This window comes from Bacillus sp. FSL H8-0545, assembly GCF_038006105.1.
Taxonomy (GTDB): Bacteria; Bacillota; Bacilli; order Bacillales; family Bacillaceae_G; genus Bacillus_A; species Bacillus_A cereus_U.
Genome location: NZ_JBBOUO010000001.1, coordinates 3,919,543 through 3,945,410, shown reverse-complemented (window position 1 = coordinate 3,945,410; position 25,868 = coordinate 3,919,543). Strand labels below are relative to the sequence as shown.

Sequence of the window (25,868 nt, the reverse complement as noted above, 5' to 3'; positions counted from 1 at the left end):
AAGGATTTGTATTTACAAACCTTTTATATCTGAGGAGGATTCAGAAATATGGATTTCAAGCAACATATCGCAATTGTACCAGACTATCCGAAAGAAGGTATTGTGTTTAAAGACATTACACCTTTAATGAACGACGGAAAAGCATATAAAGCAGCAACAGATGAAATCGTTGCTTATGCAAAAAAAAGAGACATTGATGTTGTAGTAGGGCCAGAAGCGCGTGGTTTTATTATTGGTTGCCCAGTTTCTTATGCATTAGAATTAGGGTTCGCACCAGTTCGTAAATTAGGGAAATTACCACGTGAAGTAATTACAGTTGACTACGGTAAAGAATATGGAACAGATGTTTTAACAATCCATAAAGATGCAATTAAGCCAGGTCAACGTGTATTAATTACAGATGACCTATTAGCTACAGGTGGAACAATCGAAGCGACAATTAAACTAGTTGAAGAACTTGGCGGAGTTGTAGCAGGAATTGCATTCTTAGTAGAGCTTACTTACTTAGATGGTCGTAAAATGTTAGATGGTTACGATGTATTAGTATTAGAAAAATACTAATCATTATATAGGTGAAACTACGGTGATAAAAAAGTACCCGTGAATCTCTTGGAGAGGAGCGGGTACTTTTGTATAATTGCACAAAAAAACATGGTGAAATGTCAGTAAAATCTTTTCCTTTTCACAATTCACAATCATTGGGTTATAATGATAGAATATAAATTATTCTATTCAATAAAGATAAAGTCAATTTTCAATAAAAGGTGATTCGATGGCAAATGAGCAAGTACTAACAGCTGAACAGGTACTCGAGAAAGCAAGTCAATATTTAGCGGATGAAGATATTGAGCTAGTGGCACGTGCCTATGAATATGCGCGTGATGCACATAGCGAACAATATAGAAAATCGGGTGAACCATATATTATTCACCCAATTCAAGTTGCAGGTATTTTAGTTGATTTACACATGGATCCGGCTACAGTATCGGCAGGTTTCTTGCATGATGTAGTGGAAGATACAGAAATTACATTAGAAGACATTGAACGGGAATTTAATAAAGAAATCGCTATGCTTGTCGATGGTGTTACAAAGCTTGGAAAGATTAAATATAAATCCCATGAGCAGCAACAAGCAGAAAACCATCGCAAAATGTTTATCGCAATGGCTCAAGATATTCGAGTTATTTTAATTAAACTAGCTGATCGTCTTCATAACATGCGTACATTGAAACATTTGCCTCAAGAGAAGCAGCGTCGCATTGCGAATGAAACGTTAGAAATCTTTGCACCTTTAGCACATAGACTCGGAATTAGTACTATTAAATGGGAGTTAGAGGATACGTCACTTCGCTATTTAAACCCGCAGCAATATTATCGTATTGTAAATTTAATGAAGCGTAAACGTGCAGAGCGTGAAGAATATTTAGATGAAGTAATGACTGGCATTCGTGAGAAATTAAAAGAGGTTTCAATTCAACCTGAGATTTCTGGAAGACCAAAACATATTTACAGTATTTATCGTAAAATGGCATTGCAAAATAAACAGTTCAATGAAATTTACGATTTATTAGCTGTACGTGTCGTTGTAAATAGTATTAAAGATTGTTACGCGGTGCTTGGAATTATTCATACGTGCTGGAAGCCAATGCCGGGTCGTTTTAAAGATTATATTGCAATGCCAAAAGCAAATCTATATCAATCTCTTCATACAACTGTAATTGGGCCGAAAGGTGACCCGCTAGAAGTGCAAATTCGTACGAAAGAAATGCACGAAATTGCAGAATTCGGTATCGCGGCACACTGGGCGTATAAAGAAGGGAAAACAGCAGAAACAACTGGTACATTAGAGAAGAAACTAACTTGGTTCCGTCAAATATTAGAATGGCAAAATGAAGCTTCTAATGCAGAAGAGTTTATGGAATCATTAAAAATTGATTTGTTCTCTGACATGGTATTCGTCTTCACACCCAAAGGCGATGTAATGGAATTACCACTTGGATCTGTTCCAATTGACTTTTCGTATCGTGTCCATTCAGAGATCGGGAATAAAACAATTGGTGCAAAAGTAAATGGGAAAATGGTGACCCTTGATTATAAATTAAAAACTGGTGACATCATTGAAATTTTAACATCGAAACATTCGTATGGCCCAAGTCAAGATTGGGTAAAGCTAGCTCAAACATCTCATGCGAAAAATAAAATACGTCAATTCTTTAAGAAGCAACGTAGAGATGAAAATATTGAAAAAGGCCGTGAACTTGTTGAAAAAGAAGTGCGTGGCTTAGAGTATGAAATGAAAGAAGTATTAGCACTTGATAATTTAAAACGTGTTGCTGAGAAGTTTAACTTTGCAAATGAAGAAGATATGTTTGCAGCAGTTGGATACAACGGAATTACAGCTGCACAAATTGTTACGCGACTAACGGACAAGTTCCGTAAACAACGTGAAGAAGAAATCGTTGAAGTTAAAGAAGTTCGTAAACCGATGAAAATTCGAAAATGGGATTCTGGTGTAAAGGTAAGTGGTGCAGATAATTTGTTAATTCGTTTATCAAAATGCTGTAACCCAGTTCCAGGCGATGATATCGTTGGGTATATTACGAAAGGTCGAGGCGTATCAATTCATCGTTGTGATTGCGTCAATGTGCATACAGAAGAAGCGGTAGAGCGTTTACTAGAAGTAGATTGGGAAGGTAGTCCTGAAAAAGAAATTGAATACAATGTTGATATTGAAATTTCAGGCTATGATCGTCGTGGTTTATTGAATGAAGTATTACAAGCTGTTACAGAAACGAAGACGTATATCTCAGCTGTTTCTGGTAGAAGTGATCGTAATAAGATGGCAACGATTAACATGTCGATTTCTATTCGAAACTTACAACACTTGAAAAAAGTAGTGGAGCGCATTAAACGTGTTCCAGAAATTTATGCCGTACGACGCATGATGCATTAATAGGGAGTGTAGAAAAGATGAGAGTTGTTTTACAACGATCAAAGGAAGCGTCTGTCACAGTAGATGGTGAGATTGTAGGACAAATTCCATTCGGTTTAACATTACTAGTTGGCATTACGCATGAAGATACAGAAAAAGATGCAACTTATATCGCAGAAAAAATTGCAAACCTACGTATTTTTGAAGATGAGAGCGGAAAGATGAACCACTCTGTACTTGATATGAAGGGACAAGTTCTATCTATTTCGCAATTTACATTATACGGAGATTGCCGTAAAGGAAGACGTCCAAACTTTATGGATGCTGCGAAACCTGATTATGCAGAGCATTTATATGATTTCTTTAATGAAGAAGTTCGTAAACAAGGACTACATGTGGAGACAGGGCAGTTCGGAGCAATGATGGATGTTTCTTTAATCAATGATGGTCCGGTGACCTTAATTGTAGAAAGTAAATAGTGTTGCCGGGGAAGAGAGGATTATAGGATCCTCTCTTTTTTTCATACATTGTGGTATGTTTTGTTTAGTTATTTGGAATCAATAGCTGTTTCGGCTATGTATAACTATCTCATCAATATGGAACAATAAAAAGTAAAACATCCATATTGAATGTGAGGGATATACGTATGCGTATGAATGAAAAAGGGCATTCTGTTACAAATGGTGCAAATCAACTGTTTAACGTAAATTTACATGATTTTATTTCAAAAGAACAAAACAATACTTCAATGGAGCTTGCTTCTGAGTTTGGAATTTCACTACAAGATGTAAAGCGCCTAAAGAAGCAAATTGAGCGCTCTTAGAGCACTTGACAATCCTACTCAACAAACGTATAGTAATTTTATATTTACATATGAATATAGCCGTTGATAGAGGAGAGTAAATGAGATACACATGGAAAGAGAAGAAATGTCCTAGGCTGAAAACATTTCTACATGATGACTGATTGAATGACACTCTGTAGGTTTCAACTTGAAAGGCTTATACGCTTAGTAGAGATGAACGCAAATTTAAGCGTTATTAAAAAAGTGGAAGCATACGTGCTTCAATTAGGGTGGCACCACGGGTATAATACTCTCGTCCCTACTGTTCAAACAGTAGAGGCGGGAGTTTTTTTATTTTTATTAAGATTAAAACAATTTGAGGAGGAACTGAATATGTCTATTCAAATCCCACGCGGAACGCAAGATATTCTTCCAGGTAGTGTTGAGTTATGGCAGTATATCGAAGGGCAAGCGCGCGACATTTGCCGTCGTTACAATTATAAAGAAATTCGTACACCAATTTTTGAGCACACAGAGCTATTTTTACGTGGTGTTGGTGATACGACAGATATCGTACAAAAAGAAATGTATTCATTCCAAGACCGTGGAGAGCGTAGTTTAACATTACGTCCAGAAGGTACTGCACCTGTTGTACGTTCTTATGTTGAAAACAAAATGTTCGGTGATGCAACGCAACCAACAAAATTATACTATATCGGCCAAATGTTCCGTTATGAAAGACCACAAGCAGGTCGCTATCGTCAATTCGTACAATTCGGTATTGAAGCAATTGGTAGTAACGATCCAGCAATTGATGCAGAAGTAATTGCACTTGCTGTAGAGTTTTACCGCGGTATGGGCTTGAAAAATATTAAAGTTGTATTAAATAGCTTAGGTGATGCAGCGAGTCGTCAAGCACACCGTGATGCGTTAATTGCTCACTTTGAGCCGCGCATCGGAGAATTCTGTTCTGATTGCCAATCTCGCTTAGAAAAAAACCCTCTTCGTATTTTAGACTGTAAGAAGGACCGTAATCATGAATTAATGAGCACGGCACCATCTATTACAGAATACTTAAACGAAGATTCAGCAGTATACTACGACAAAGTACAAGAACTACTAACGATGATGGATGTTCCATTTGAGAAAGATCCGAATTTAGTACGTGGTTTAGACTACTACCAACACACTGTTTTTGAAATTATGAGTGAGGCAGAAGGTTTCGGTGCTATCACAACATTAAGTGGCGGTGGCCGTTATAACGGACTTGTACAAGAAATCGGTGGACCGGAAATGCCAGGTATCGGTTTTGCGATGAGTATTGAGCGTTTAATTATGGCGCTGAAGGCTGAAAATATTGAGTTACCAATTGAACATAGTATTGATTGTTACGTTGTAGCACTTGGTGAAAAAGCGAAAGACCAAGCTGCGAAAATTGCGTTTGATCTTCGTAAAGCTGGACTAGCAGTTGAAAAAGATTATTTAGATCGCAAAATGAAAGCACAATTTAAATCTGCAGATCGTTTAAATGCGAAATACGTAGCTGTATTAGGGGAAGATGAGCTAGATAAAGGCATCATTAACTTAAAAGATATGGCAACAGGCGGACAAGAAGAAGTAGCGTTAGATGTATTTGCTTCATATGTAGCAGAGAAATTAATATAGGGGGAACTTAAAGTGGCTGAAAGAACACATGCATGCGGAAAAGTAACAGTAGAAGCGGTTGGACAAACAGTTCAATTAAAAGGTTGGGTACAAAAACGCCGTGATTTAGGTGGATTAATCTTTATCGACTTACGTGACCGTACAGGTATCGTACAAGTTGTATTTAACCCAGAAACATCAAAAGAAGCGTTAGAAGTAGCAGAAACGATTCGTAGCGAATACGTATTACACGTAGAAGGTACAGTTGTTGAACGTGGTGAAGGCGCAATTAATGATAATATGGCAACTGGTCGTATTGAAGTACAAGCATCGAAAGTAAACGTATTAAACGCAGCGAAAACAACGCCAATCATTATTGCTGATGATACAGATGCATCAGAAGATGTGCGTTTAAAATATCGTTACTTAGACTTACGTCGTCCTGCAATGTTCAACACATTCAAAATGCGTCATGACGTAACGAAAACAATTCGTAACTTCTTAGATACAGAAGAGTTCTTAGAAGTTGAAACACCAATTTTAACGAAGAGCACGCCAGAAGGAGCTCGCGACTATTTAGTACCAAGCCGTGTGCATGATGGTGAATTTTATGCATTACCTCAATCTCCGCAGCTATTTAAACAGCTTCTTATGGTCGGTGGATTTGAGCGTTACTATCAAGTAGCACGTTGTTTCCGTGACGAAGATTTACGTGCGGACCGTCAACCGGAATTCACGCAAATTGATATCGAGGCATCATTCTTAACACAAGATGAAATTTTAGAAATGATGGAGCGTATGATGACGAAAGTCATGAAGGATGCAAAAGGTGTAGAAGTTAGTGCACCATTCCCTCGTATGAAATATGCTGATGCAATGGCTCGCTTTGGTTCTGATAAGCCGGATACACGCTTTGAAATGGAACTAAAAGACCTATCTGAATTTGCAGTAGGTTGTGGATTTAAAGTATTTACAAGTGCTGTAGAAAACGGCGGACAAGTAAAAGCGATTAACGCAAAAGGTGCAGCGAGCAAATACTCTCGTAAAGACATCGATGCATTAACTGAATTCGCAAAAGTATACGGTGCAAAAGGTCTAGCTTGGCTTAAAGTTGAAGAAGACGGCTTAAAAGGACCGATTGCGAAATTCTTCGGTGAAGAAGATGCAAACGTGTTAATGAGTACATTAGAAGCGGATGCTGGTGACTTATTACTATTCGTAGCAGATAAGAAGAGCGTTGTTGCAGATAGTTTAGGTGCACTTCGTTTACGTTTAGGTAAAGAACTTGAGCTAATTGACGAAAGAAAATTTAACTTCCTATGGGTAACTGATTGGCCACTTCTTGAGTACGATGAAGATGCAGATCGTTACTTCGCAGCTCATCATCCATTCACAATGCCATTCCGTGAAGATGTTGAACTATTAGAAACAGCACCAGAAAAAGCACGTGCACAAGCATATGACCTTGTATTAAACGGTTATGAGCTTGGTGGTGGATCACTTCGTATTTACGAGCGTGACGTACAAGAAAAAATGTTCAAAGCACTTGGATTCTCACAAGAAGAAGCACAAGAACAATTCGGATTCTTATTAGAAGCATTCGAATACGGTACACCACCACATGGCGGAATCGCATTAGGTTTAGACCGTCTTGTTATGTTACTTGCAGGTCGTACGAACCTTCGTGATACAATTGCATTCCCGAAAACAGCAAGCGCAAGCTGCTTATTAACAGAAGCTCCAAGCCCAGTTGCAGAAGCGCAGCTTGAAGAGCTAAGCTTAAAATTGAGCGTGAAAGTGAAAGAAGAGAAGTAAGAATAGAGTCTAGATGGTTATACTATAGCTGTCTAGGCTTTTTTTATAGAGGTTGTTTAAAAAGTCCGGTTTAGATAACCGTCGCATCTCATCGTTACGTATGCTAGTCCGGTGCTCGAGTAGTATCCCTACACTGTGCTCCTCCTAGCATAAGTGCCTCGATCTGCTCGGTTCTCTAAATCCTCCTTTTTAAACGTATATTGAAGAGGAAGTTTAAAAAGTCCGGTTTACATTATGTTTTCCTTGTTTGAAGTACGTATTTTTAGGAATTCTATAACTTTTTCTATACAAATAGTCGGAAAAACGCTAGAATACATGGTAGACCATTTTTGTAATAGGAGTGTAGAGCTGAATGTTACATCAATTTTCACGTAATGAATTAGCCTTTGGAAAAGAAGGCCTTGAAATATTAAAAAATAGTACAGTCGGTATTTTAGGAATTGGCGGCGTAGGGTCATTTTCGGCAGAAGCGCTAGCACGTTCTGGCGTAGGACGTCTTGTATTAGTTGATAAAGACGTTGTAGATATTACAAACGTAAACCGTCAAATTCACGCGTTAGTATCTACTGTAGGACGTTCAAAAGTAGAATTAATGAAAGAGCGTATTGCGGATATTAATCCGGAATGTGAAGTAATTGGACTAGAGATGTTTTATACAGATGAAACATATGAAGAGTTCTTTAAACACGGTTTAGATTTCGTAGTAGATGCATCTGATACGATTACGTTCAAAATTCATTTAATTAAACAATGTTTACGTCGTAAAATTAAAATTATCTCATGTATGGGTGCGGCAAATAAAATGGACCCAACTCGTTTCCGTATTGCGGACATTTCAAAAACACATACAGATCCAATTGCGAAAGTAATTCGTACGAAGCTTCGTAAAGATGGTATTAAAAAAGGTGTAAAAGTTGTCTTCTCTGACGAAAACCCAATCGTAATTCGTGAAGAAGTACGTAAAGAAATCGTACCAGACGAAAATGCAAAAATTCGTAAAGCGAAATTACCACCTTCTTCAAATGCATTCGTACCATCTGTGGCAGGCTTAATTATGGCAAGTCACGTTGTACGTGAACGTATTAAAAACGTAGAAGTGAAGCGTGTAGGGCAAGAATAAAAAGGAAGCATATATCCGCCTAGGGTATATGCTTTTTGTATGTTTTAAAGAAATATTATTAATGTCAATTTTTGTCGGTAAATCGATATTCTATGTCAAATGGTTGATATATTTCGAGTTGTGATAGATATATTCGGAAAATCGTTAATATAATTTCACTTACCGAGGCGATGTTTGCCGTAGTAATAAACAGGGATGTCACTAAGTTGAAAAAGTGACATCCCCATTTTCAATTTTCTGCTGAATATATAATATCTAAATTTCCATTTTGATCGGTTTTGAAAATCGGAGCAATTTGCTCTTCTTGTTCTTCGACCGAAACAAGTTTTCGAGCACGATCCATAATTCTAACAAGCATTGCATAATCTTCTTCGATTGCTTGTTGTTTTTTTGTGAGAACAGCTAATTTTACTTCAAGTTCATTATTCGTTTTTTGCAGGGAAGTGAGCTGATCTTGTAATACGTCATTTTCAGTTTGTAACTTTGCGAGTGAAGGGTTATTGTGCTCCAAGTTTTGCAAAAATGAGATGACATTTTGCATTGTAAGATCTTGTTTATTTGGGGCAATATCTTCTGAAAACTCGGCATCGATTACGAGCTGCCGAGTTTGTGTGAACTGCTCTTTTTCTATTTTAGCTTCCGAACGCTTTAATTCTTTACGTTGTTTTTTTGCAATTTGCACCGCATCTTCATAATATGGTCTTACTTCAGCATTCCATCTAAAGCCACAAGCTGCTGAAGTTCGGTTTAATGTATCACCAACTTCATCGAATGCTTTTATTTGTGTACTGCCGCTGCGAATATGTCGTAAAACAGTTTCTGCTAAAAGGAGATCGTCTTCTTTTGTCCATGCATCTTGACGTGTTTTCATAAGCGAAGCCTCCGTAATGGTGACGTTTTCGCTTATATTACCCTTTATTCTTCATTTTATGCGAACTTTGTAATCTTTCATAAACAGTAGAAAGTGCTTGTTCAAATTTCCCTGTCGTTTTCGGTTTATAATATTGCTTGTTTTTAATTTTATCAGGTAAGTATTGTTGTTGTACCCAACCGTTTGGGTGATCGTGTGGATATAAGTATCCGATGCCTCTTCCTAATGATTCGGCTCCTTTATAATGACTATCTTTTAAATGACTTGGAATATCGCCTGTTTGGCCATTACGTAAATCGTGTAGTGCGGCATCGAGTGCTTTATAGGCCGAATTTGATTTCGGTGATAGACAAAGTTCAATAACAGCATTTGCAAGTGGTATGCGTGCCTCTGGGAAGCCGACCCGTTCAGCTGATTCAATCGCTGCAAGTGTACGTTGTCCAGCTTGTGGGCTAGCAAGTCCGATATCTTCATATGCCATAATAAGCAGACGTCTACCGATGCTTTGTAAGTCACCAGCTTCAATAAGACGTGCTAAATAATGAAGTGCGGCGTTCACATCACTTCCGCGTACTGATTTTTGAAAAGCAGATAAAACGTCATAGTGAGCATCGCCACCTTTGTCGTGAACGAAACTCTTTTTTTGTAAGCATTCTTCTGCGATTTCAAGTGTAATTTCCGCGGCTTTGTCGTCAGTTGTAAAGCTAGATAAAACAGCTAGTTCAAGTGCATTATAAGCTGAGCGCATATCTCCGCCTGACGCATTTGCAAAGTGATGTAATGCTTCATCCGTAACAGTTACATCATATTCCCCAAGCCCTTTTTCTTTATCTTCAAGCGCTCGTTTTAAGCCAATTAAAATATCCTCTTCTGTTAATGCGTGTAATTCGAAGATTTGACAACGACTTCGAATAGCAGAATTAATAGCATGGAACGGATTGCTTGTCGTTGCACCAATTAAAGTAAGAAGTCCGCTTTCTAAATGGGGTAATAGAAAGTCTTGCTTCGCTTTATCTAGCCTATGAACTTCATCCAAAATTAAAACGAGGTGCCGATGCATCTTCGCTTCTTGTACGACAACTTCCATATCTTTTTTATTATGAGTAACAGCGTTTAAGAGGCGAAACGGGGTTCCAGTGCTTCCTGCAATTGCGCTAGCGATTGATGTTTTTCCTGTGCCTGGAGGACCATATAAAATCATTGATTGAAAATGATTTGCTTGGACCATTCGCCATAAAATCTTGCCTTCACCAACTAAATGCTGTTGTCCGATAATTTCTTGAATATTTGTAGGGCGCATTCGATGTGCGAGTGGTTGTTTCATTTGACCCTCTCCCTTAATGTATAATCTCATTCTATCGTATCATTTTTTTTTATGAAATTTGAAATAGGATGCTGTTTTATGGGAAAAATGAAGGAGAATATTTTCATTTTTCTTTCAATTGTAATAATTTCCGAGTTTTTCAATGTGATTTTATGTTATCATTTTGATACACAAGTTGAAATTTCTTATAATACTATATTATGCTATAATTTCATAGGATTTTAAATTGTGTTCTTTTATAAATAAGATATAACCAATAGAAGTGAAAATTTGAAATGAGGTGCAAATAGATGAAGATTTCAACGAAAGGCCGCTACGGCTTAACAATTATGATCGACCTTGCAAAAAAATTTGGTGAAGGCCCAATTTCATTAAAATCAATTGCGCAGGCACATGACCTATCTGAGCATTATTTAGAGCAATTAATTTCACCACTTCGTAACGCTCGTCTTGTAAAGAGTACGCGAGGTGCATATGGCGGATATGTATTATCTGATCAGCCAGTCAACATTACAGCTGGAGATGTAATCCGTGTACTAGAGGGTCCAATTAGTGTTGTAGAAATGATAGAAGAAGAAGAACCAGCACAACGCCAATTATGGATGCGTGTTCGTGATGCGGTGCAAGAAGTATTAGATAGTACAACTTTAGAAGATTTAGTACGTTATGAGGAAGAAAATCACGGGGGCTATATGTTTTACATTTAATTCCTTGTGAAACGATTTGGAAAGAAGGAGATTTAATGGAACGCATTTACTTAGATCATGCTGCGACATCTCCGACTCACCCAGAAGTGGTCGAAAAGATGATTCCATATATGACAGAAACATTTGGAAACCCGTCTAGTATTCACTTTTATGGGCGTCAAACGCGCCATGCGGTAGATGAGGCGAGACGTGTATGTGCACGTAGCATTCACGCGAGTCCAAATGAAATTATATTCACGAGCGGTGGTACAGAAGCTGATAATTTAGCACTTATAGGTGTAGCGCGCGCGAATCGTCACAAAGGTAACCACATTATTACAACGCAAATTGAACATCATGCGATTTTGCATACGTGTGAATTGTTAGAGCGTGAAGGATTTGAAGTGACGTATTTACCTGTTGATGAAACAGGGCGTGTTCAAGTTTCTGACATACAAAAGGCACTAACGGAAGAGACGATTCTTGTATCTATTATGTTCGGGAATAATGAAGTAGGGACAATGCAACCAATTGCGGAAATAGGTAAGCTGTTAAAAGAACATCAAGCTTATTTCCACACAGATGCTGTACAAGCCTACGGTTTATTATCGATTGATGTGAAAGAATTTGGAATTGATTTATTATCAATTTCAGCTCACAAAATTAACGGACCAAAAGGTGTCGGTTTCCTATATGCTGGTGCAAATGTGAAGTTTGAACCGTTATTAATAGGCGGAGAGCAAGAAAGAAAACGCCGTGCGGGTACTGAAAATGTACCTAGTATTGCTGGACTTCAGCAAGCAATTTTGCTAGCTGAAAAAACTCGTGAGCAAAAAAATGCCCAATATGAAGAGTTTAAAGATATAATGGTATCTGTCTTCAAGAATGAAGACATTACTTTCGAGGTAAACGGAAACTTGGAATATCGCTTACCACATGTGTTTAATGTAAGTTTTACAGGAATGAATATTGAACCATTTCTTGTAAACTTAGACTTAGCTGGCATTGCAGTATCAAGTGGTTCTGCTTGTACAGCTGGTTCGATTGACCCATCACATGTATTAGTGGCGATGTTCGGAAAAGATTCCGATCAAATACGTTCATCCGTACGCTTTAGTTTCGGTCTTGGAAATACGAAAGAGCAAATTGAAAAAGCGGCGTACGAAACAGTGAAAATCGTGAAGCGATTAACACAAAATTAGCATGGGAGGTGACATGATGAACAAACTACCTCACGAAACACGCGTTGTCATCGGGATGTCCGGTGGCGTCGATTCATCTGTAGCAGCTCTTTTATTAAAAGAGCAAGGTTATGATGTAATCGGAATTTTTATGAAAAACTGGGATGATACAGATGCAAATGGTGTCTGCACAGCAACAGAAGATTACAATGATGTAATTGAAGTGTGTAACCAAATCGGCATTCCGTATTATGCAGTAAACTTTGAAAAACAATACTGGGATAAAGTATTTACGTACTTTTTAGATGAGTACCGAGCTGGTCGTACACCAAACCCAGATGTAATGTGTAACAAAGAAATTAAATTTAAAGCATTTTTAGAGCATGCAATTGCACTTGGTGCCGATTATGTAGCAACAGGTCATTATGCACGCGTTGCTTATATGGACGGCGAATATAAAATGCTTCGCGGCGTTGATGACAATAAAGATCAAACATATTTCTTAAATCAATTAAGCCAAGAGCAACTATCAAAAACAATGTTCCCATTAGGTGAATTAAAGAAACCACAAATTCGCGAAATGGCGACAGAAGCTGGTTTAGCGACAGCGGCGAAGAAAGATAGTACTGGTATTTGCTTCATCGGTGAGCGTAACTTTAAAGATTTCTTAAGTAACTATTTACCGGCGCAACCAGGTGTGATGCAAACATTATCTGGTGAAGTGAAAGGGAAACATGATGGTTTAATGTACTATACAATTGGACAACGTCATGGCCTTGGTATTGGTGGTAATGGTGATCCATGGTTTGCTGTTGGGAAAAACTTGAAAGAAAACATTTTATATGTTGACCAAGGATTCCATAACGAACTTCTATATGGTGATGAAGTTATTGCTACGAATGTAGGCTGGGTAAGTAATAAAGAGAAGGAAAAAGAATTTACGTGTACAGCGAAATTCCGTTATCGTCAAGCAGACAATAAAGTAACGGTTCAAATCGTTGATGAAAATACAGTTCGTATTCTTTGTGATGAGCCAATTCGTGCGATTACGCCAGGCCAAGCAGTTGTTTTCTATGATGGAGATGAGTGCTTAGGCGGCGCTACAATTGATGAAGTATATCATAGTGGTAAGAAATTAGATTATTTAGGATAACACGAGAAGCCTCTGCCGATTAGCGGTTAGAGGTTTCTTTTACATAAAGCGAATTTTTGTTCGCTTGGAAAATACATTCTTTGTTATAATTTGTTGTAGAGGTGAAGGATATGTCAAACAAACTTGAAACAGGTATTAAATATATGCAAGAAGGAAACTGGGAAGAAGCAGCTGAAAATTTCACAGAAGCAATCGAAGAAAATCCGAAAGATGCGCTTGGATACATTAACTTTGCGAATTTATTAGATGTATTAGGTGATAGTGAGCGAGCAATTTTATTTTATAAACGTGCAGTAGAATTAGATGGTAAATCTGCGGCTGCTTATTATGGCTTAGGAAACGTATATTACGGTCAAGAGCAATTTGCAGAGGCGAAGGCTGTATTTGAACAAGCGATGCAAGCGGGATTACAATCAGCTGACGTAACATTTATGTTAGGTATCACACATGTGCAACTTGGAAATGATCGTCTTGCGCTGCCATTTTTACAAAGAGCAACTGAATTAGATGAAAATGATGTAGAAGCTGTTTTCCAATGCGGACTTTGCTTCGCGCGACTAGAACATATTCAAGAGGCAAAACCTTATTTTGAAAAGGTATTAGAAATGGATGAAGAGCATGCGGATGCGTATTATAATTTAGGTGTTGCGTACGTATTCGAAGAAAATAACGAGAAAGCTCTTACTTTATTTAAGAAAGCGACTGAAATTCAAGCAGACCACTTTTTAGCTGGTAATGGTATTCGTTTATTAGAGCAAGAAGCTGAATAAAGTGAAATTATAGTTTAATGCGCAGTTACCCCTCATCTAAAGATTGTGAAAGAGGTGGGGGATGTACTGCTCATTAAAGTGAAAAGAACTCGGAAAGGAGAGGAAATATGGGAAATCAACATGCAATGGATTTGTTTGAGGAAGAGAAAAAATTTATAAAAGCGCAAGTTCTTCATACCATTTTCCACAACGAAGAAAACCTCTATTCCGTTGTCAGTATGAAAGTCATTGAAACGAATGAAACATACGACGAAAAAAAAGTAATGATAAACGGTCATTTTCCCCGTATGCATGAAGATGAAGTGTTTACATTAACAGGTCATTTTAAAGACCACCCAAAGTATGGAAAACAATATTTAGTTGAAACGTTTAAAAAAGAACTGCCACAAACAAAAGCAGGTATGGTGCAATATTTAGCGAGCGATTTATTTAAAGGGATTGGAAAGCGTACAGCCGAAAAAATCGTGGACCATCTTGGTGAGCATGCGATTTCTAAAATTATGGATGATCCGGATGCGTTAAGTGGTGTTGTAAACAAGCAAAAAGCGCAGGAAATATATGAGACGATTATTGAGCATCAAGGGCTCGAGAAAGTGATGAGTTTTTTAAATGGTTACGGTTTTGGAACAAAACTTTCTATTAAAATTTATCAGCAATATAAAGAGATGACATTAGAAGTGATTCGTAATAATCCGTATAAACTTATTGAAGAAGTGGACGGAATTGGATTTGGAAGAGCAGATGATATAGGGCGTGCAATCGGAATAACGGGCAATCACAACGACCGTGTACGTGCAGGGTGTTTTTATACGTTAGAGAATATTTCATTACAATTGGGTCACGTGTATATGGAAAAAGGTCAGCTTGTAAGAGAAACGATGTCACTTTTAAATAATCAAGAAGGCAGAGTGACTGAGGAAGATATTGTAGGCTGCGTTGAAATGATGCAAAGCGAAGGGAAAGTCATTATAGAAGAAGAGCGAGTGTATTTAGCTTCTTTATTCTATTCTGAGAAAGGCGTTGTAAAGTCGATCCGTCGTCTTATGAATCAAGAAGAAACCCCTGCATTCCCTGAAGCAGAAGTGTTAAAAACATTAGGAGAAATTGAAGAACAGCTAAAGGTGCAGTATGCGCCGCTTCAGCAAGAAGCAGTTCAAACTGCACTTCATAAGCCGATGATGCTATTAACAGGTGGACCAGGAACAGGGAAAACAACAGTTATTAAAGGGATTGTTGAAATGTATGCATCACTTCACGGAGTATCATTAAATCCGAATGAATATAGTGATGATAATCCATTTCCGATTTTATTAACGGCTCCAACTGGAAGAGCAGCGAAGCGAATGAGTGAATCGACGGGGCTTCCGGCGTGCACAATTCATCGTCTACTCGGTTGGACGCCAGAAGGATCTTTCCAGCGTAATGAAACCGATCCAGTACAAGGAAAGTTACTCATTATTGATGAGTTTTCAATGGTAGACATTTGGCTTGCAAATCAGCTGTTTAAGTCGCTTCCGACAAATATTCAAGTTATCGTTGTAGGTGATGAAGATCAGTTGCCATCTGTAGGACCTGGACAAGTGCTAAAAGACTTATTGAATGCAGGTGCAGTTCCAACGGTCAAGCTTACAGAAATTTATCGTCAAGCGGAAGGGTCATCTGTTATTCAGCTTGCCCATGCGATAAAAGGTGGTGCGCTTCCGCCAGATTTAGCACAAAATAAAAAGGATCGTTCCTTTATTTCTTGTACAGGCGCTCAAATCGTTGAAGTTGTAAAAAAAGTATGTGAAAATGCCAAGACAAAAGGATTTAGCGCAAGAGATGTACAAGTGTTGGCACCTATGTACCGCGGACCAGCAGGTATTAATGTGTTAAATGAAGCTCTCCAAGAAGTGTTTAATCCGAAAAGGGAAAAAAGTAAAGAAATTGCATACGGTGACGTTGTATACCGCAGAGGAGATAAAGTACTGCAACTCGTCAATCAGCCGGAAAGCCAAGTATTTAATGGTGATATCGGAGAAATCGTTTCGGTGTTTTATGCGAAAGAAAACGTTGAGCAACAAGATATGATTATCGTTTCATTTGATGGGATTGAAGTAACGTATACAAAGCCAGATTTAAATCAAATTACACATGCATATTGCTGCTCGATTCATAAATCACAAGGTAGTGAATTTCCGATTGTTATTATGCCGATTGTAAAAAGCTATAACCGTATGTTACGTCGTAATTTAATTTACACGGGTATTACAAGAAGTAAGAAATTCCTTATTATTTGCGGGGAGGAAGCAGCTTTTCAATCCGGTGTGAATCGCCTTGATGATGCAATGCGTCAAACGACTTTAGCTGGCCGATTGCAAGAATCACAAGGCGAAGTGCAAATGGTGACGGTTAATGGTGAAGAAATGGATGTGGAAAACATTTCACCGTATGATTTCATGTAACAAGGTGAAATTATATAGTGAAACTTTCAAACGTATAACGTTGAAAGGCTTTAGCAATGTATAAATGAATGCAGTTTGGACATAATGGCGAATAGAATCTGGGAGACTGTAAGGAGATGAAAGCCATATGTTCAGTTGTCCAAATTGCAAAGGGAAAGACATCGGAAAAATAGGTGTCAACCAATTTTATTGCTGGAATTGTTATATCGAATTATCGGTTTCAAAGGGGAAAATCCATACACATCAAGTAGAGGAAGATGGTTCATTAAGCTCTCTTGATGATTTATTTGATGATAATGAAAGAACGATCGGATAACGAAAAGGGGGATTTACTTTGAATCTACGCAATTCATTAATCGCATTAGGTGTTGGAGCTGCAGCATATCAATATGCTCGCAAACAAGATGTATTCTCAAAACGCAATGTGAAAAAAGCACGTAAGATGATTAAGTCTTATTTATAAGGCGTAAAAACTCCCTTCATGATAAGGGAGTTTTTTTATGTGCTTGTATGCAAATATAAAAGTCCGATTTCAGAGAAGAGATAAGATAAACCGTAACATCCAACGCCAAGCATTCCATAATGCCATAAGTGCTTCGCTCTTTCTTTTCGCGAGGAACGAATAAAGAAGCCTTTCCAAATACCAAACCCGATACAAATCCATTCAAGAAGCATAAAAAGTGCGGATAATGCAAGCATAAATAAGATCATTATGAGCCCTCCTGATTATATTTTGACATTTTGTATTTTCATGGGTGGTTGTCCTTATTATGTTAAATATATGTACGTCTTTAAAAAACAGTATGGTCTGTATAAAAAGATTTTAAAACTTTTGCACATAACCTAACCTATTTATTTTCAAAATAAAGGTGGAGGAGGTTTTTCGTGTGAAGAATCTTAAAATCATTTGGATATATCGTTTAGGATTATTGTTACTCGTTTTTCTTTGTTTGCTTGTCTTTTTAAAAATTAAGCCACTATGGGCACCGATTATTTTTGTATTTAAAGTGGCGATCACACCGTTTCTTATTGCTTGTTTTATTGCTTATTTATTACACCCTTTAATTGAAAAAATCCATAAGGAAGGAATGCCACGCACACTTGCTATTTTGCTCATTTATATTCTTTTCTTTGGCGGAATTGGCTATGGGATTTATAAAGGAACGCCAGTTGTTATTAAACAGTTACAAGAAATTAATGAACAATTTCCGCAGTTTACAAAAATGTACGATTCTTGGATGGATGGAGTTACAGAACAAACAGCGAATTTCCCATCATTTATTCATGAAAAGGTAAAGCAAATTTTCGTTGGTGTAGAAATGAAGATACAAACGCTTTTAAATAAAGTTATGAGCACAGCACGTGGTGTACTGGATTCATTGCTCATTATTTTCTTAATTCCGTTCATTGTATTTTACATATTAAAAGATTACGGTGAGTTTTATCATATTTTTTGGAAACTAGTTCCGAGTAAGTGGCGTAGTACGGGTCAAATGCTTGCGAAAGAAATTGATAAGTCACTCGGAAGTTATATTCGAGGACAGTTATTTGTTTGCTTAGTATTAGGGGGAGTATCTGTTCTTTCTTTTTGGTTTATCGGTATGAAATATCCGTTATTACTCGGTATTATTATTGGGGTAACGGATATAATCCCGTACTTTGGTCCTATTTTAGGGGCGATTCCGACGTTGATGATTGCGGCAACGGTATCAACGAGTTTACTCATTAAGGCGGGGATTACGATTGCTATTTTGCAATTTTTGGAAAGTAACATTTTATCGCCTTACATCGTTGGTAAGTCGCTTCGTATGCATCCTGTGATTATTATGTTTGCGTTACTAGTAGGGGGAGAAGTTGCGGGGATTGTAGGATTACTAATATCGGTTCCTATTTTAGCGGTCATTCGGACAGTGGTCGTTCATGTGAGGCCTCTTTGGAAAAGAGAAGATATTTAAAATGAAAAGTAGATGCTTATGTAGCTAACGAAAATGTGTGTAGTACAATATAATTATTATTATCTACATTGACAAACTTAAGAGAATTCTATTATATTTAGTCATATAATACATTAAATCAATGACGGAACAAGTATGTTACAGTCCATTTATAGAGAGAAGCTTCCAATGGCTGAAAGAAGCTTTAAATGAAGGGTAACAGAAAGCTAATCCTGAGAGCAGCTAATCACTGCCGTCTTGCCACGTTACGGCACCATGAGGTGATGAATTGATTGTTATAATAATCAATTCATAATTAGGGTGGTATCGCGAGTTAACTCTCGTCCCTTTTATTAGGGGCGGGAGTTTTTTATATTTAAGGAGGAAAATACAATGAAACAACTAACAGGCGCACAAATTCGTCAAATGTTTTTAGACTTTTTCCAAGAAAAAGGACATGCAGTAGAACCAAGTGCATCACTAGTTCCGCACGAGGATCCATCTCTTCTATGGATTAATAGTGGTGTAGCGACATTAAAGAAATATTTTGACGGACGTGTAATCCCGCAAAACCCACGTATTACAAATGCACAAAAATCAATTCGTACAAACGATATTGAAAACGTTGGGAAAACAGCTCGTCACCATACATTCTTTGAAATGTTAGGGAACTTCTCAATCGGTGATTACTTCAAAGAAGAAGCAATTACTTGGGCTTGGGAATTTCTAACGAGCGACAAGTGGATCGGATTCGATAAAGAATTACTATCTGTTACAATTCATCCGGAAGATGAAGAAGCATTCACAATTTGGAATGAGAAAATGGGTGTTCCAAAAGAACGCATCATCCGTTTAGAAGAAAACTTCTGGGATATCGGTGAAGGACCAAGTGGACCGAATACAGAGATTTTCTATGACCGCGGTGAAGCTTACGGTAATGACTTTAGTGACCCAGAATTATATCCGGGCGGAGAAAACGAGCGTTACTTAGAAGTATGGAACCTTGTATTCTCTCAATTTAACCATAATCCAGACGGTTCATATACGCCGCTTCCTAAGAAAAACATCGATACAGGGATGGGTCTAGAGCGTATGACATCTATCGTTCAAGATGTACCTACGAATTTTGATACAGACCTATTCATGCCGATGATTGGGGCGACAGAATCAATTTCTGGCGAGAAGTATCGTAAGGGTGACTTAGAAAAAGATATGGCATTTAAAGTAATTGCTGACCATATTCGTACAGTAACATTTGCGGTTGGTGATGGAGCACTTCCTTCTAACGAAGGCCGTGGTTATGTATTACGTCGTTTATTACGCCGCGCTGTTCGTTACTCGAAAAAATTAAATATCAACCGTCCATTCATGTTTGAATTAGTACCGGTTGTTGGAGAAGTAATGAAAGACTTCTATCCAGAAGTACTTGAAAAGAAAGATTTCATCGCAAAAGTTGTGAAGAATGAAGAAGAGCGTTTCCATGAAACACTTCATGATGGTGAATCAATTTTAGCTGAAGTAATTGCAAAAGCGAAAGAAGAAAAAATAACTGTTATTTCTGGCGTAGATGCTTTCCGTCTATACGACACGTACGGTTTCCCGATTGAATTAACAGAAGAATATGCAGAAGAAGCTGGTATGACAGTTGATCAAGCAGGCTTTGAGAATGAAATGGAGAAACAACGTGAGCGTGCACGTGCTGCTCGTCAAGACGTTGATTCTATGCAAGTTCAAGGCGGTGTACTTGGTGAAGTTAAAGTAGCGAGCGAATTCGTTGGTTACGGTACAGTTGCAACAGAAAGTAACGTTGTTGCACTTGTAAAAAATGGCGAGTACACAGATAGCCTACAAGCAGGTGAAGAAGGACAATTAATGCTTGATGTAACGCCATTCTACGCTGAGAGCGGTGGGCAAATTGCAGACCGTGGTTATCTTCTTGCTGACGGCGTGAAAGTTCTTGTAAAAGACGTACAAAAAGCCCCAAATGGTCAAAACTTACACAAAGTTGTTGTTGAAGAAGGTACATTAACGAAAGAAGCGGCTGTAAAAGCTCTTATCGATACGAAAAACCGTAGTAGCGTTGTGAAAAACCATACAGCAACTCACTTACTGCACCAAGCATTAAAAGATGTACTTGGAACGCATGTTAACCAAGCGGGTTCTCTTGTAACATCTGAACGTTTACGTTTTGACTTCTCTCACTTCGGTCAAGTGCAAGCTGACGAATTAGAAAAAATTGAGCGTATCGTAAACGAAAAAATTTGGCAAAGTATTGATGTTGCGATTTCTCAAAAAGCAATCGAAGAAGCGAAAGAAATGGGCGCAATGGCATTATTCGGTGAAAAATACGGTGATGTTGTACGCGTTGTACAAGTAGGCGATTACAGCTTAGAGCTTTGCGGTGGTTGTCACGTTGATAACACAGCTTCTATCGGTATTTTCAAAATCGTTGCTGAATCTGGTATCGGTGCAGGAACACGTCGTATTGAGGCGGTAACTGGTAAATCTGCATACGAATTAATGAACGATCAAGTAGGTTTATTAAAAGAAGCAGCAGGGAAAATGAAAACAAATCCGAAAGATATTTTAACAAGAGTTGATGGTTTATTTGCTGAAGTAAAACAACTTCAAAAAGAAAACGAATCTCTTGCTGCGAAATTAAGCAATATCGAAGCTGGAAACTTAACTGATTCAGTAATGACAGTTGATGGTGTGAACGTATTAGCGGCGAAAGTAAATGTTGCAGATATGAACAATTTACGTACAATGATGGATGATCTTAAAAATAAATTAGAGTCTGCAGTTGTTGTATTAGTGTCTGTAAATGACGATAAAGTAAATATTTTAGCTGGCGTAACGAAAGATTTAATTAGTCAAGGTTACCATGCAGGTAAACTTGTGAAAGAAGTAGCTTCTCGTTGTGGAGGCGGTGGTGGTGGCCGTCCTGACATGGCTCAAGCAGGTGGTAAAAACCCAGCGCAAGTTGAGGAAGCTTTAGCATTTGTACAAGAGTACGTTAAATCTGTTTCAAAATAAAGAGATAGTAGTGTACAATGGTAGGGAGAGGAGAAGTTCTTCTCCCTATACTTACTACTTACAAGTGAGGTGCTTGAAATGGACGGTTTTGATAAAACAATGAAGTTTAGCATTCAAGATGAAAAGCAGAGTGTCCATGTGAATGATGTACTTTTAACTGTGTATAATGCACTTCAAGAAAAAGGTTATAATCCGATTAACCAAATCGTCGGTTATTTATTAAGTGGAGATCCAGCATACATACCTCGCCATAAAGATGCACGAAGCATTATTCGCAAGCTTGAACGTGATGAGTTAATTGAAGAGCTTGTGAAGTCTTACTTGAAACATCATCGTGAGGAGTAGTTTATGCGGATATTAGGTTTAGATGTTGGTACTAAAACAGTCGGTGTTGCAATGAGCGATGAAATGGGCTGGACAGCACAAGGACTGGAAACAATCAGGATTAACGAAGAACGAGGCAACTTTGGTTTTGACCGTATTTCTGAGTTGGTAAAACAGTACAATGTGGACAAAATAGTAGTAGGTTTACCTAAAAATATGAATGGTACAATTGGCCCGCGTGGTGAAGCGTGCCAACAATTTGCAGAAAACCTGCGAAATCTGTTACAATTAGAAGTTGTAATGTGGGACGAGCGTTTGTCGACGATGGCAGCGGAACGTCTGCTCATTTCAGCTGATGTGAGCCGTAAGAAGCGAAAGCAAGTAATCGATAAGATGGCTGCAGTCGTAATCTTACAAGGATTTCTAGATAGTAAATAAGAGGTGACCAAAATGGAAGAAAATCAAATTACAATTGTAGACGAAAAAGGAAACGAACATTTATGTGAAATTATTTTCACTTTTGATGCTGAAAAATTCGGCAAAAAATCTTACGTAGTCTTCTCGCCAATCGGTGAAGTAGACGAAGATGGAGACCAAATCTTCGATGCAATGGCATACGAGCAAAGTGAAGAAGAGGGCGGAACATTACTTTCAATTGAATCTGAAGAAGAGTGGGAAATGGTACAAGAAATGTTTAACACTCTTGCTGATGAGCAAGACGAAGAGTAGTAATGTATAAAAAGGTGGACTGTGTACACAGTTCGCCTTTTTTTTATTCAAATGCAAAATGACAGATTTTTTGTCGAAACTACTTAATTGTTTATAGTATAATAAGACGGGTTGTATGAAATGAGGCTTTAAATGAGTAGCTGTCACCAATTATTTAGAAATGATTGGTTTTGCTTTATGTTTGTAGGGCATTGTATAGAGGAAGTGTATATGGTCTACAATTAAATAAGGAGGAAGAATTTTGGTAGAGAATCAAGTGAAGAAGAAGCGTAGACGCATTTTTTTATTTTCGATTATCGCACTGCTTTTAGTTTGTGGATCAGTCTATGCGTATATTTCATCTGCATTAGGACCAGTTGATAGTGGAAATAAAAAAGAGATTGAAGTAGAGATTCCAAAGGGGTCATCTACAAGTAAAATCGGTGAGATTTTAGAAGAAAAAGGTGCTGTGAACAGCGGTACAGTTTTTAGTTTTTATACGAAAGTTAAGTCGAAAAGCTTACAAGCAGGTACATATTTATTAAATCCTTCGATGAATGCTAACGATGTCATTGAACAAATGTCATCTGGCAACGTACATCGTCCGGCTCTTTATAAAGTGACGATTAAAGAAGGAGCGCAAGTAACTGAAATTGCTGAAGTGATTGCGACAGAATTAAAGTGGAATAAAGATGATGTTGTGCGTCAATTAAACGATAAAGCATTTATTCAAAAAATGCAGCAAAAGTATCCGAAGCTATTAACGGATAAAATTTTTGATAGTAATATTAAATATCCATTAGAAGGTTATTTATATCCTGCGACGTATTCGTTCTATAAGAAAGATACGACATTAGAAGAAATCGTAATTCCGATGCTTGAGAAAACGAATGCAATCATTGTTCAAAATGAGGCAAAAATGAAAGCGAAGAACTGGGATGTGCATCAACTGCTCACGTTGTCTTCACTTATTGAAGAAGAGGCCACTGGCTTTACAAATCGCCAGAAAATCTCTAGTGTTTTCTATAATCGTTTAGCGAAAGGTATGCCGCTTCAAACGGATCCGACGGTACTATACGCGCTTGGAAAGCATAAACAACGTGTATTATACGAAGACTTGAAAGTAAACTCACCGTACAATACGTATGTTGTGAAAGGGTTGCCAGTTGGACCGATTGCAAACTCTGGTAAACATTCAGTGGAAGCAGCGTTAGATCCTGCGCAAACAGATTATTATTATTTCTTAGCTGCACCAAGTGGTGAAGTGTATTATGCGAAAACATTAGAAGAACATAATGCATTAAAGCAAAAATACATTACGAAAAAACAATGAAATCGGGAGGGGTAGCGAAAAAGGTCGCACATCCCTCTTTTTTGTGGTAAAATATATCGGGTTAAAAACTGGCAGAAGAATCGTTTTTAATATCAAAACGGGACGTACAAGCTAAGGGTGAAACTGGCTTGTATTTTTATTGCATTCTATGTGTGAAAAGACAAAGGTTGACGCGTCATAGAGGCACTTCTCCATGTAAATAAGGAGGACCAATTATGGAGGACGCAGTTAACGAGTACCTATTATCATTTATTGATCCAAAAGATAAATTAATTCTTGAAATGGAAGAGTATGCAACTGAAAACCATGTGCCGATTATGGATCGACTTGGAATGGAATTTATGCTGCAATTTTTACGTTTAATTGGACCGGAAAGTATTTTAGAACTTGGAACAGCAATCGGTTATTCTAGTATTCGTATGATGCAAGCTATTCCGAACTCTCGCATTGTGACAGTAGAGCGCAATCGTGAACGATATGAAAAGGCACTTGAATATATAGAATGTTCCTCAGTAACAGACCGTATTTCTGTTATTTACGGTGATGCTTTAGAAACGGGCGAACAAGTGAAAGAACATGGAACATTTGATGTTATTTTTATTGATGCAGCGAAAGGGCAGTATCGTCGCTTTTTTGACTTATACGAACCGTTATTAAATCCTGGTGGCGTTATTATTTCAGATAACGTTATGTACCATGGTCTTGTGACGACAAAAGAGAAAATTGAAAATAGACGTACGCGTGGTTTGATTCGTCGTATTAAGACGTACAATGAATGGCTTATGAACCATGAAGGATATGATACAACGATTTTCCCAATTGGCGATGGAGTGGCTGTAAGTAAAAAGAGAGGGTGACAAAAGTATGAAGAAACCTGAATTGTTAGTAACGCCTAGAGCGGTGGCGGATATTGAACCTCTTGTGAAAGCAGGGGCAGATGCAGTAATGGTTGGTGAACAAAAGTTTGGTTTACGTTTGGCAGGAGAGTTTTCACGTGAAGATGTGAAACAAGCTGTAAACATTGCACATGAAAATGGTGTGAAAGTATACGTTGCAATGAATGCGATGTTCCACAATGATAAAGTGGAAGAATTAACGGACTACGTTGCCTTTTTAAATGAGGTAAATGTAGATGCGATTGTTTTCGGAGATCCAGCGGTATTAATGGCTGTTCGTGAAGTTGCACCAAACATGCAACTGCACTGGAATACAGAAACGACAGCGACAAACTGGTTTACTTGTAACTATTGGGGGCAAAGAGGCGCGAAACGCGCTGTATTAGCTCGTGAGCTTAGCTTAGATGAAATTGCTGAATTAAAAGAAAATGCTGAAGTGGAACTTGAAGTACAAATTCACGGTATGACTTGCATGTTCCAATCGAAGCGTTCACTAGTAGGAAACTACTTTGAGTATCAAGGGCGTAATCTCGACATCGAAAAGAAAAAGTATGAAGAGAATATGTTCTTATACGACCCAGAACGTAATAACAAATATCCAATTTATGAAGATGAAAACGGTACTCACATTATGAGTCCAAATGATATTTGTTTCATCGATGAGTTAGAGGAACTAATCGATGCTGAAGTCGATAGCTTAAAAATTGATGGTGTCCTAAAAAGTTCTGAATACATTATTGAAGTAACGAAGAAATATCGTAAGGCGATTGATTTATGTGTAGAAGATCGTGATGCGTATTATGACGTGAAAGATGATTTATTGAAAGAGATAGAAGAAATACAACCGGTAAATCGTCCGTTAGATACAGGATTCTTCTTTAAAGAAACGGTTTACTAAACGAGGAGGGTGTAG

Annotated in this window: 25 protein-coding genes and 2 other annotated features; of the genes, 22 read left to right on the top strand and 3 right to left on the bottom strand. The window is 37.9% G+C overall.

The annotated features are described in order from the left end of the window. Positions 1-48 precede the first annotated feature (48 nt). From MHI07_RS20705 to MHI07_RS20675, 7 genes are all read left to right on the top strand, one after another. On the top strand, positions 49-561 hold the full coding sequence (locus MHI07_RS20705) for an adenine phosphoribosyltransferase (RefSeq protein WP_002111996.1): 513 nt from the start codon (positions 49-51) through the stop codon (positions 559-561). A gap of 211 nt (positions 562-772) precedes the next feature. After that, positions 773-2,953 carry a GTP diphosphokinase gene (gene relA, locus MHI07_RS20700; RefSeq protein WP_340825980.1) on the top strand — a complete coding sequence of 727 codons (2,181 nt, stop codon included), beginning with the start codon at positions 773-775 and terminating at the stop codon, positions 2,951-2,953. A gap of 17 nt (positions 2,954-2,970) precedes the next feature. Continuing rightward, the gene (locus tag MHI07_RS20695) at positions 2,971-3,411 is read left to right on the top strand and encodes a D-tyrosyl-tRNA(Tyr) deacylase (protein WP_002015302.1); all 441 of its coding nucleotides are present in this window, start codon (positions 2,971-2,973) and stop codon (positions 3,409-3,411) included. A 167-nt stretch (positions 3,412-3,578) separates the two neighbouring features. After that, the gene (locus tag MHI07_RS20690; protein WP_002015300.1) at positions 3,579-3,755 is read left to right on the top strand and encodes a hypothetical protein; all 177 of its coding nucleotides are present in this window, start codon (positions 3,579-3,581) and stop codon (positions 3,753-3,755) included. A gap of 54 nt (positions 3,756-3,809) precedes the next feature. After that, positions 3,810-4,040: a binding site (T-box leader), on the top strand. Positions 4,041-4,109: 69 nt separating this feature from the next. After that, positions 4,110-5,381: a histidine--tRNA ligase gene (gene hisS / locus MHI07_RS20685; RefSeq protein WP_002145627.1), complete on the top strand. Its 1,272-nt coding sequence runs from the start codon at positions 4,110-4,112 to the stop codon at positions 5,379-5,381. Positions 5,382-5,393: 12 nt separating this feature from the next. Further along, positions 5,394-7,175 carry an aspartate--tRNA ligase gene (aspS, locus tag MHI07_RS20680; protein ID WP_088079415.1) on the top strand — a complete coding sequence of 594 codons (1,782 nt, stop codon included), beginning with the start codon at positions 5,394-5,396 and terminating at the stop codon, positions 7,173-7,175. Positions 7,176-7,527: 352 nt separating this feature from the next. After that, positions 7,528-8,295: a tRNA threonylcarbamoyladenosine dehydratase gene (locus MHI07_RS20675; RefSeq protein ID WP_000903181.1), complete on the top strand. Its 768-nt coding sequence runs from the start codon at positions 7,528-7,530 to the stop codon at positions 8,293-8,295. A 229-nt stretch (positions 8,296-8,524) separates the two neighbouring features. Here MHI07_RS20675 and MHI07_RS20670 read toward each other — a convergent pair whose 3' ends face one another. Then, positions 8,525-9,166, bottom strand: a complete 642-nt coding sequence (locus MHI07_RS20670) for an RsfA family transcriptional regulator (RefSeq protein WP_002160388.1) — start codon at positions 9,164-9,166, stop codon at positions 8,525-8,527. A gap of 37 nt (positions 9,167-9,203) precedes the next feature. Further along, on the bottom strand, positions 9,204-10,490 hold the full coding sequence (locus tag MHI07_RS20665) for a replication-associated recombination protein A (protein ID WP_002160389.1): 1,287 nt from the start codon (positions 10,488-10,490) through the stop codon (positions 9,204-9,206). A gap of 290 nt (positions 10,491-10,780) precedes the next feature. On the opposite strand from MHI07_RS20665, the gene cymR reads away from it, so the two are divergent. The 7 genes from cymR to MHI07_RS20630 all read left to right on the top strand — a co-directional run bounded on the left by cymR (position 10,781) and on the right by MHI07_RS20630 (position 17,187). Continuing rightward, positions 10,781-11,197 carry a cysteine metabolism transcriptional regulator CymR gene (cymR, locus tag MHI07_RS20660; protein WP_000704117.1) on the top strand — a complete coding sequence of 139 codons (417 nt, stop codon included), beginning with the start codon at positions 10,781-10,783 and terminating at the stop codon, positions 11,195-11,197. A 35-nt stretch (positions 11,198-11,232) separates the two neighbouring features. Further along, positions 11,233-12,378: a cysteine desulfurase family protein gene (locus tag MHI07_RS20655; RefSeq protein ID WP_016106216.1), complete on the top strand. Its 1,146-nt coding sequence runs from the start codon at positions 11,233-11,235 to the stop codon at positions 12,376-12,378. A 16-nt stretch (positions 12,379-12,394) separates the two neighbouring features. After that, entirely contained in the window at positions 12,395-13,510 is a 1,116-nt protein-coding gene (gene mnmA / locus MHI07_RS20650) for a tRNA 2-thiouridine(34) synthase MnmA (protein WP_340825973.1), read from the top strand. Between the two features lie 110 nt (positions 13,511-13,620). Next, the gene (locus tag MHI07_RS20645; protein ID WP_002160393.1) at positions 13,621-14,280 is read left to right on the top strand and encodes a tetratricopeptide repeat protein; all 660 of its coding nucleotides are present in this window, start codon (positions 13,621-13,623) and stop codon (positions 14,278-14,280) included. A gap of 107 nt (positions 14,281-14,387) precedes the next feature. Continuing rightward, the gene (recD2, locus tag MHI07_RS20640; RefSeq protein ID WP_340825971.1) at positions 14,388-16,724 is read left to right on the top strand and encodes an SF1B family DNA helicase RecD2; all 2,337 of its coding nucleotides are present in this window, start codon (positions 14,388-14,390) and stop codon (positions 16,722-16,724) included. A 127-nt stretch (positions 16,725-16,851) separates the two neighbouring features. Continuing rightward, positions 16,852-17,040 (top strand): hypothetical protein, encoded by a 189-nt coding sequence (locus tag MHI07_RS20635; protein ID WP_002015288.1) that lies wholly within the window; start codon positions 16,852-16,854, stop codon positions 17,038-17,040. Positions 17,041-17,058: 18 nt separating this feature from the next. Further along, positions 17,059-17,187 carry a YrzQ family protein gene (locus tag MHI07_RS20630; RefSeq protein WP_002015286.1) on the top strand — a complete coding sequence of 43 codons (129 nt, stop codon included), beginning with the start codon at positions 17,059-17,061 and terminating at the stop codon, positions 17,185-17,187. Between the two features lie 35 nt (positions 17,188-17,222). Here the strand turns inward: MHI07_RS20630 and MHI07_RS20625 are convergent, their stop codons facing one another. After that, positions 17,223-17,435: a hypothetical protein gene (locus MHI07_RS20625; protein WP_002160395.1), complete on the bottom strand. Its 213-nt coding sequence runs from the start codon at positions 17,433-17,435 to the stop codon at positions 17,223-17,225. Positions 17,436-17,611: 176 nt separating this feature from the next. Between MHI07_RS20625 and MHI07_RS20620 the strand changes: the two genes are divergently transcribed. The 8 genes from MHI07_RS20620 to MHI07_RS20585 all read left to right on the top strand — a co-directional run bounded on the left by MHI07_RS20620 (position 17,612) and on the right by MHI07_RS20585 (position 25,853). Next, the gene (locus MHI07_RS20620) at positions 17,612-18,679 is read left to right on the top strand and encodes an AI-2E family transporter (protein ID WP_002138436.1); all 1,068 of its coding nucleotides are present in this window, start codon (positions 17,612-17,614) and stop codon (positions 18,677-18,679) included. A gap of 112 nt (positions 18,680-18,791) precedes the next feature. Then, positions 18,792-19,010 (top strand) — a binding site (T-box leader). A 41-nt stretch (positions 19,011-19,051) separates the two neighbouring features. Further along, positions 19,052-21,694 (top strand): alanine--tRNA ligase, encoded by a 2,643-nt coding sequence (gene alaS / locus MHI07_RS20615; protein ID WP_002160396.1) that lies wholly within the window; start codon positions 19,052-19,054, stop codon positions 21,692-21,694. 78 nt (positions 21,695-21,772) lie between these two features. Further along, positions 21,773-22,039: an IreB family regulatory phosphoprotein gene (locus tag MHI07_RS20610; protein ID WP_002111976.1), complete on the top strand. Its 267-nt coding sequence runs from the start codon at positions 21,773-21,775 to the stop codon at positions 22,037-22,039. Positions 22,040-22,042: 3 nt separating this feature from the next. Further along, positions 22,043-22,456 carry a Holliday junction resolvase RuvX gene (ruvX, locus tag MHI07_RS20605; RefSeq protein WP_002160397.1) on the top strand — a complete coding sequence of 138 codons (414 nt, stop codon included), beginning with the start codon at positions 22,043-22,045 and terminating at the stop codon, positions 22,454-22,456. A gap of 12 nt (positions 22,457-22,468) precedes the next feature. Beyond that, positions 22,469-22,747 (top strand): DUF1292 domain-containing protein, encoded by a 279-nt coding sequence (locus MHI07_RS20600; RefSeq protein ID WP_002111975.1) that lies wholly within the window; start codon positions 22,469-22,471, stop codon positions 22,745-22,747. A gap of 241 nt (positions 22,748-22,988) precedes the next feature. Then, positions 22,989-24,059, top strand: coding sequence for an endolytic transglycosylase MltG (gene mltG, locus MHI07_RS20595; RefSeq protein ID WP_340825964.1), 1,071 nt, complete (start codon positions 22,989-22,991; stop codon positions 24,057-24,059). A gap of 215 nt (positions 24,060-24,274) precedes the next feature. Continuing rightward, positions 24,275-24,916 (top strand): O-methyltransferase, encoded by a 642-nt coding sequence (locus tag MHI07_RS20590; RefSeq protein WP_002034114.1) that lies wholly within the window; start codon positions 24,275-24,277, stop codon positions 24,914-24,916. A gap of 7 nt (positions 24,917-24,923) precedes the next feature. Beyond that, positions 24,924-25,853, top strand: coding sequence for a peptidase U32 family protein (locus MHI07_RS20585; protein WP_016106210.1), 930 nt, complete (start codon positions 24,924-24,926; stop codon positions 25,851-25,853). Positions 25,854-25,868 lie beyond the last annotated feature (15 nt).

Coding starts and splice junctions, on each gene's coding strand:
- relA (WP_340825980.1), top strand. CDS start 773: ATGGCAAATGAGCAAGTACTAACAGCTGAACAGGTACTCGAGAAAGCA.
- MHI07_RS20625 (WP_002160395.1), bottom strand. CDS start 17,435: ATGATCTTATTTATGCTTGCATTATCCGCACTTTTTATGCTTCTTGAA.
- alaS (WP_002160396.1), top strand. CDS start 19,052: ATGAAACAACTAACAGGCGCACAAATTCGTCAAATGTTTTTAGACTTT.
- ruvX (WP_002160397.1), top strand. CDS start 22,043: ATGCGGATATTAGGTTTAGATGTTGGTACTAAAACAGTCGGTGTTGCA.
- MHI07_RS20675 (WP_000903181.1), top strand. CDS start 7,528: ATGTTACATCAATTTTCACGTAATGAATTAGCCTTTGGAAAAGAAGGC.
- MHI07_RS20645 (WP_002160393.1), top strand. CDS start 13,621: ATGTCAAACAAACTTGAAACAGGTATTAAATATATGCAAGAAGGAAAC.
- hisS (WP_002145627.1), top strand. CDS start 4,110: ATGTCTATTCAAATCCCACGCGGAACGCAAGATATTCTTCCAGGTAGT.
- mnmA (WP_340825973.1), top strand. CDS start 12,395: ATGAACAAACTACCTCACGAAACACGCGTTGTCATCGGGATGTCCGGT.
- MHI07_RS20690 (WP_002015300.1), top strand. CDS start 3,579: ATGCGTATGAATGAAAAAGGGCATTCTGTTACAAATGGTGCAAATCAA.
- MHI07_RS20635 (WP_002015288.1), top strand. CDS start 16,852: ATGTTCAGTTGTCCAAATTGCAAAGGGAAAGACATCGGAAAAATAGGT.
- MHI07_RS20655 (WP_016106216.1), top strand. CDS start 11,233: ATGGAACGCATTTACTTAGATCATGCTGCGACATCTCCGACTCACCCA.
- MHI07_RS20695 (WP_002015302.1), top strand. CDS start 2,971: ATGAGAGTTGTTTTACAACGATCAAAGGAAGCGTCTGTCACAGTAGAT.
- MHI07_RS20670 (WP_002160388.1), bottom strand. CDS start 9,166: ATGAAAACACGTCAAGATGCATGGACAAAAGAAGACGATCTCCTTTTA.
- MHI07_RS20585 (WP_016106210.1), top strand. CDS start 24,924: ATGAAGAAACCTGAATTGTTAGTAACGCCTAGAGCGGTGGCGGATATT.
- cymR (WP_000704117.1), top strand. CDS start 10,781: ATGAAGATTTCAACGAAAGGCCGCTACGGCTTAACAATTATGATCGAC.
- MHI07_RS20665 (WP_002160389.1), bottom strand. CDS start 10,490: ATGAAACAACCACTCGCACATCGAATGCGCCCTACAAATATTCAAGAA.
- MHI07_RS20705 (WP_002111996.1), top strand. CDS start 49: ATGGATTTCAAGCAACATATCGCAATTGTACCAGACTATCCGAAAGAA.
- MHI07_RS20590 (WP_002034114.1), top strand. CDS start 24,275: ATGGAGGACGCAGTTAACGAGTACCTATTATCATTTATTGATCCAAAA.
- MHI07_RS20600 (WP_002111975.1), top strand. CDS start 22,469: ATGGAAGAAAATCAAATTACAATTGTAGACGAAAAAGGAAACGAACAT.
- recD2 (WP_340825971.1), top strand. CDS start 14,388: ATGGGAAATCAACATGCAATGGATTTGTTTGAGGAAGAGAAAAAATTT.
- MHI07_RS20610 (WP_002111976.1), top strand. CDS start 21,773: ATGGACGGTTTTGATAAAACAATGAAGTTTAGCATTCAAGATGAAAAG.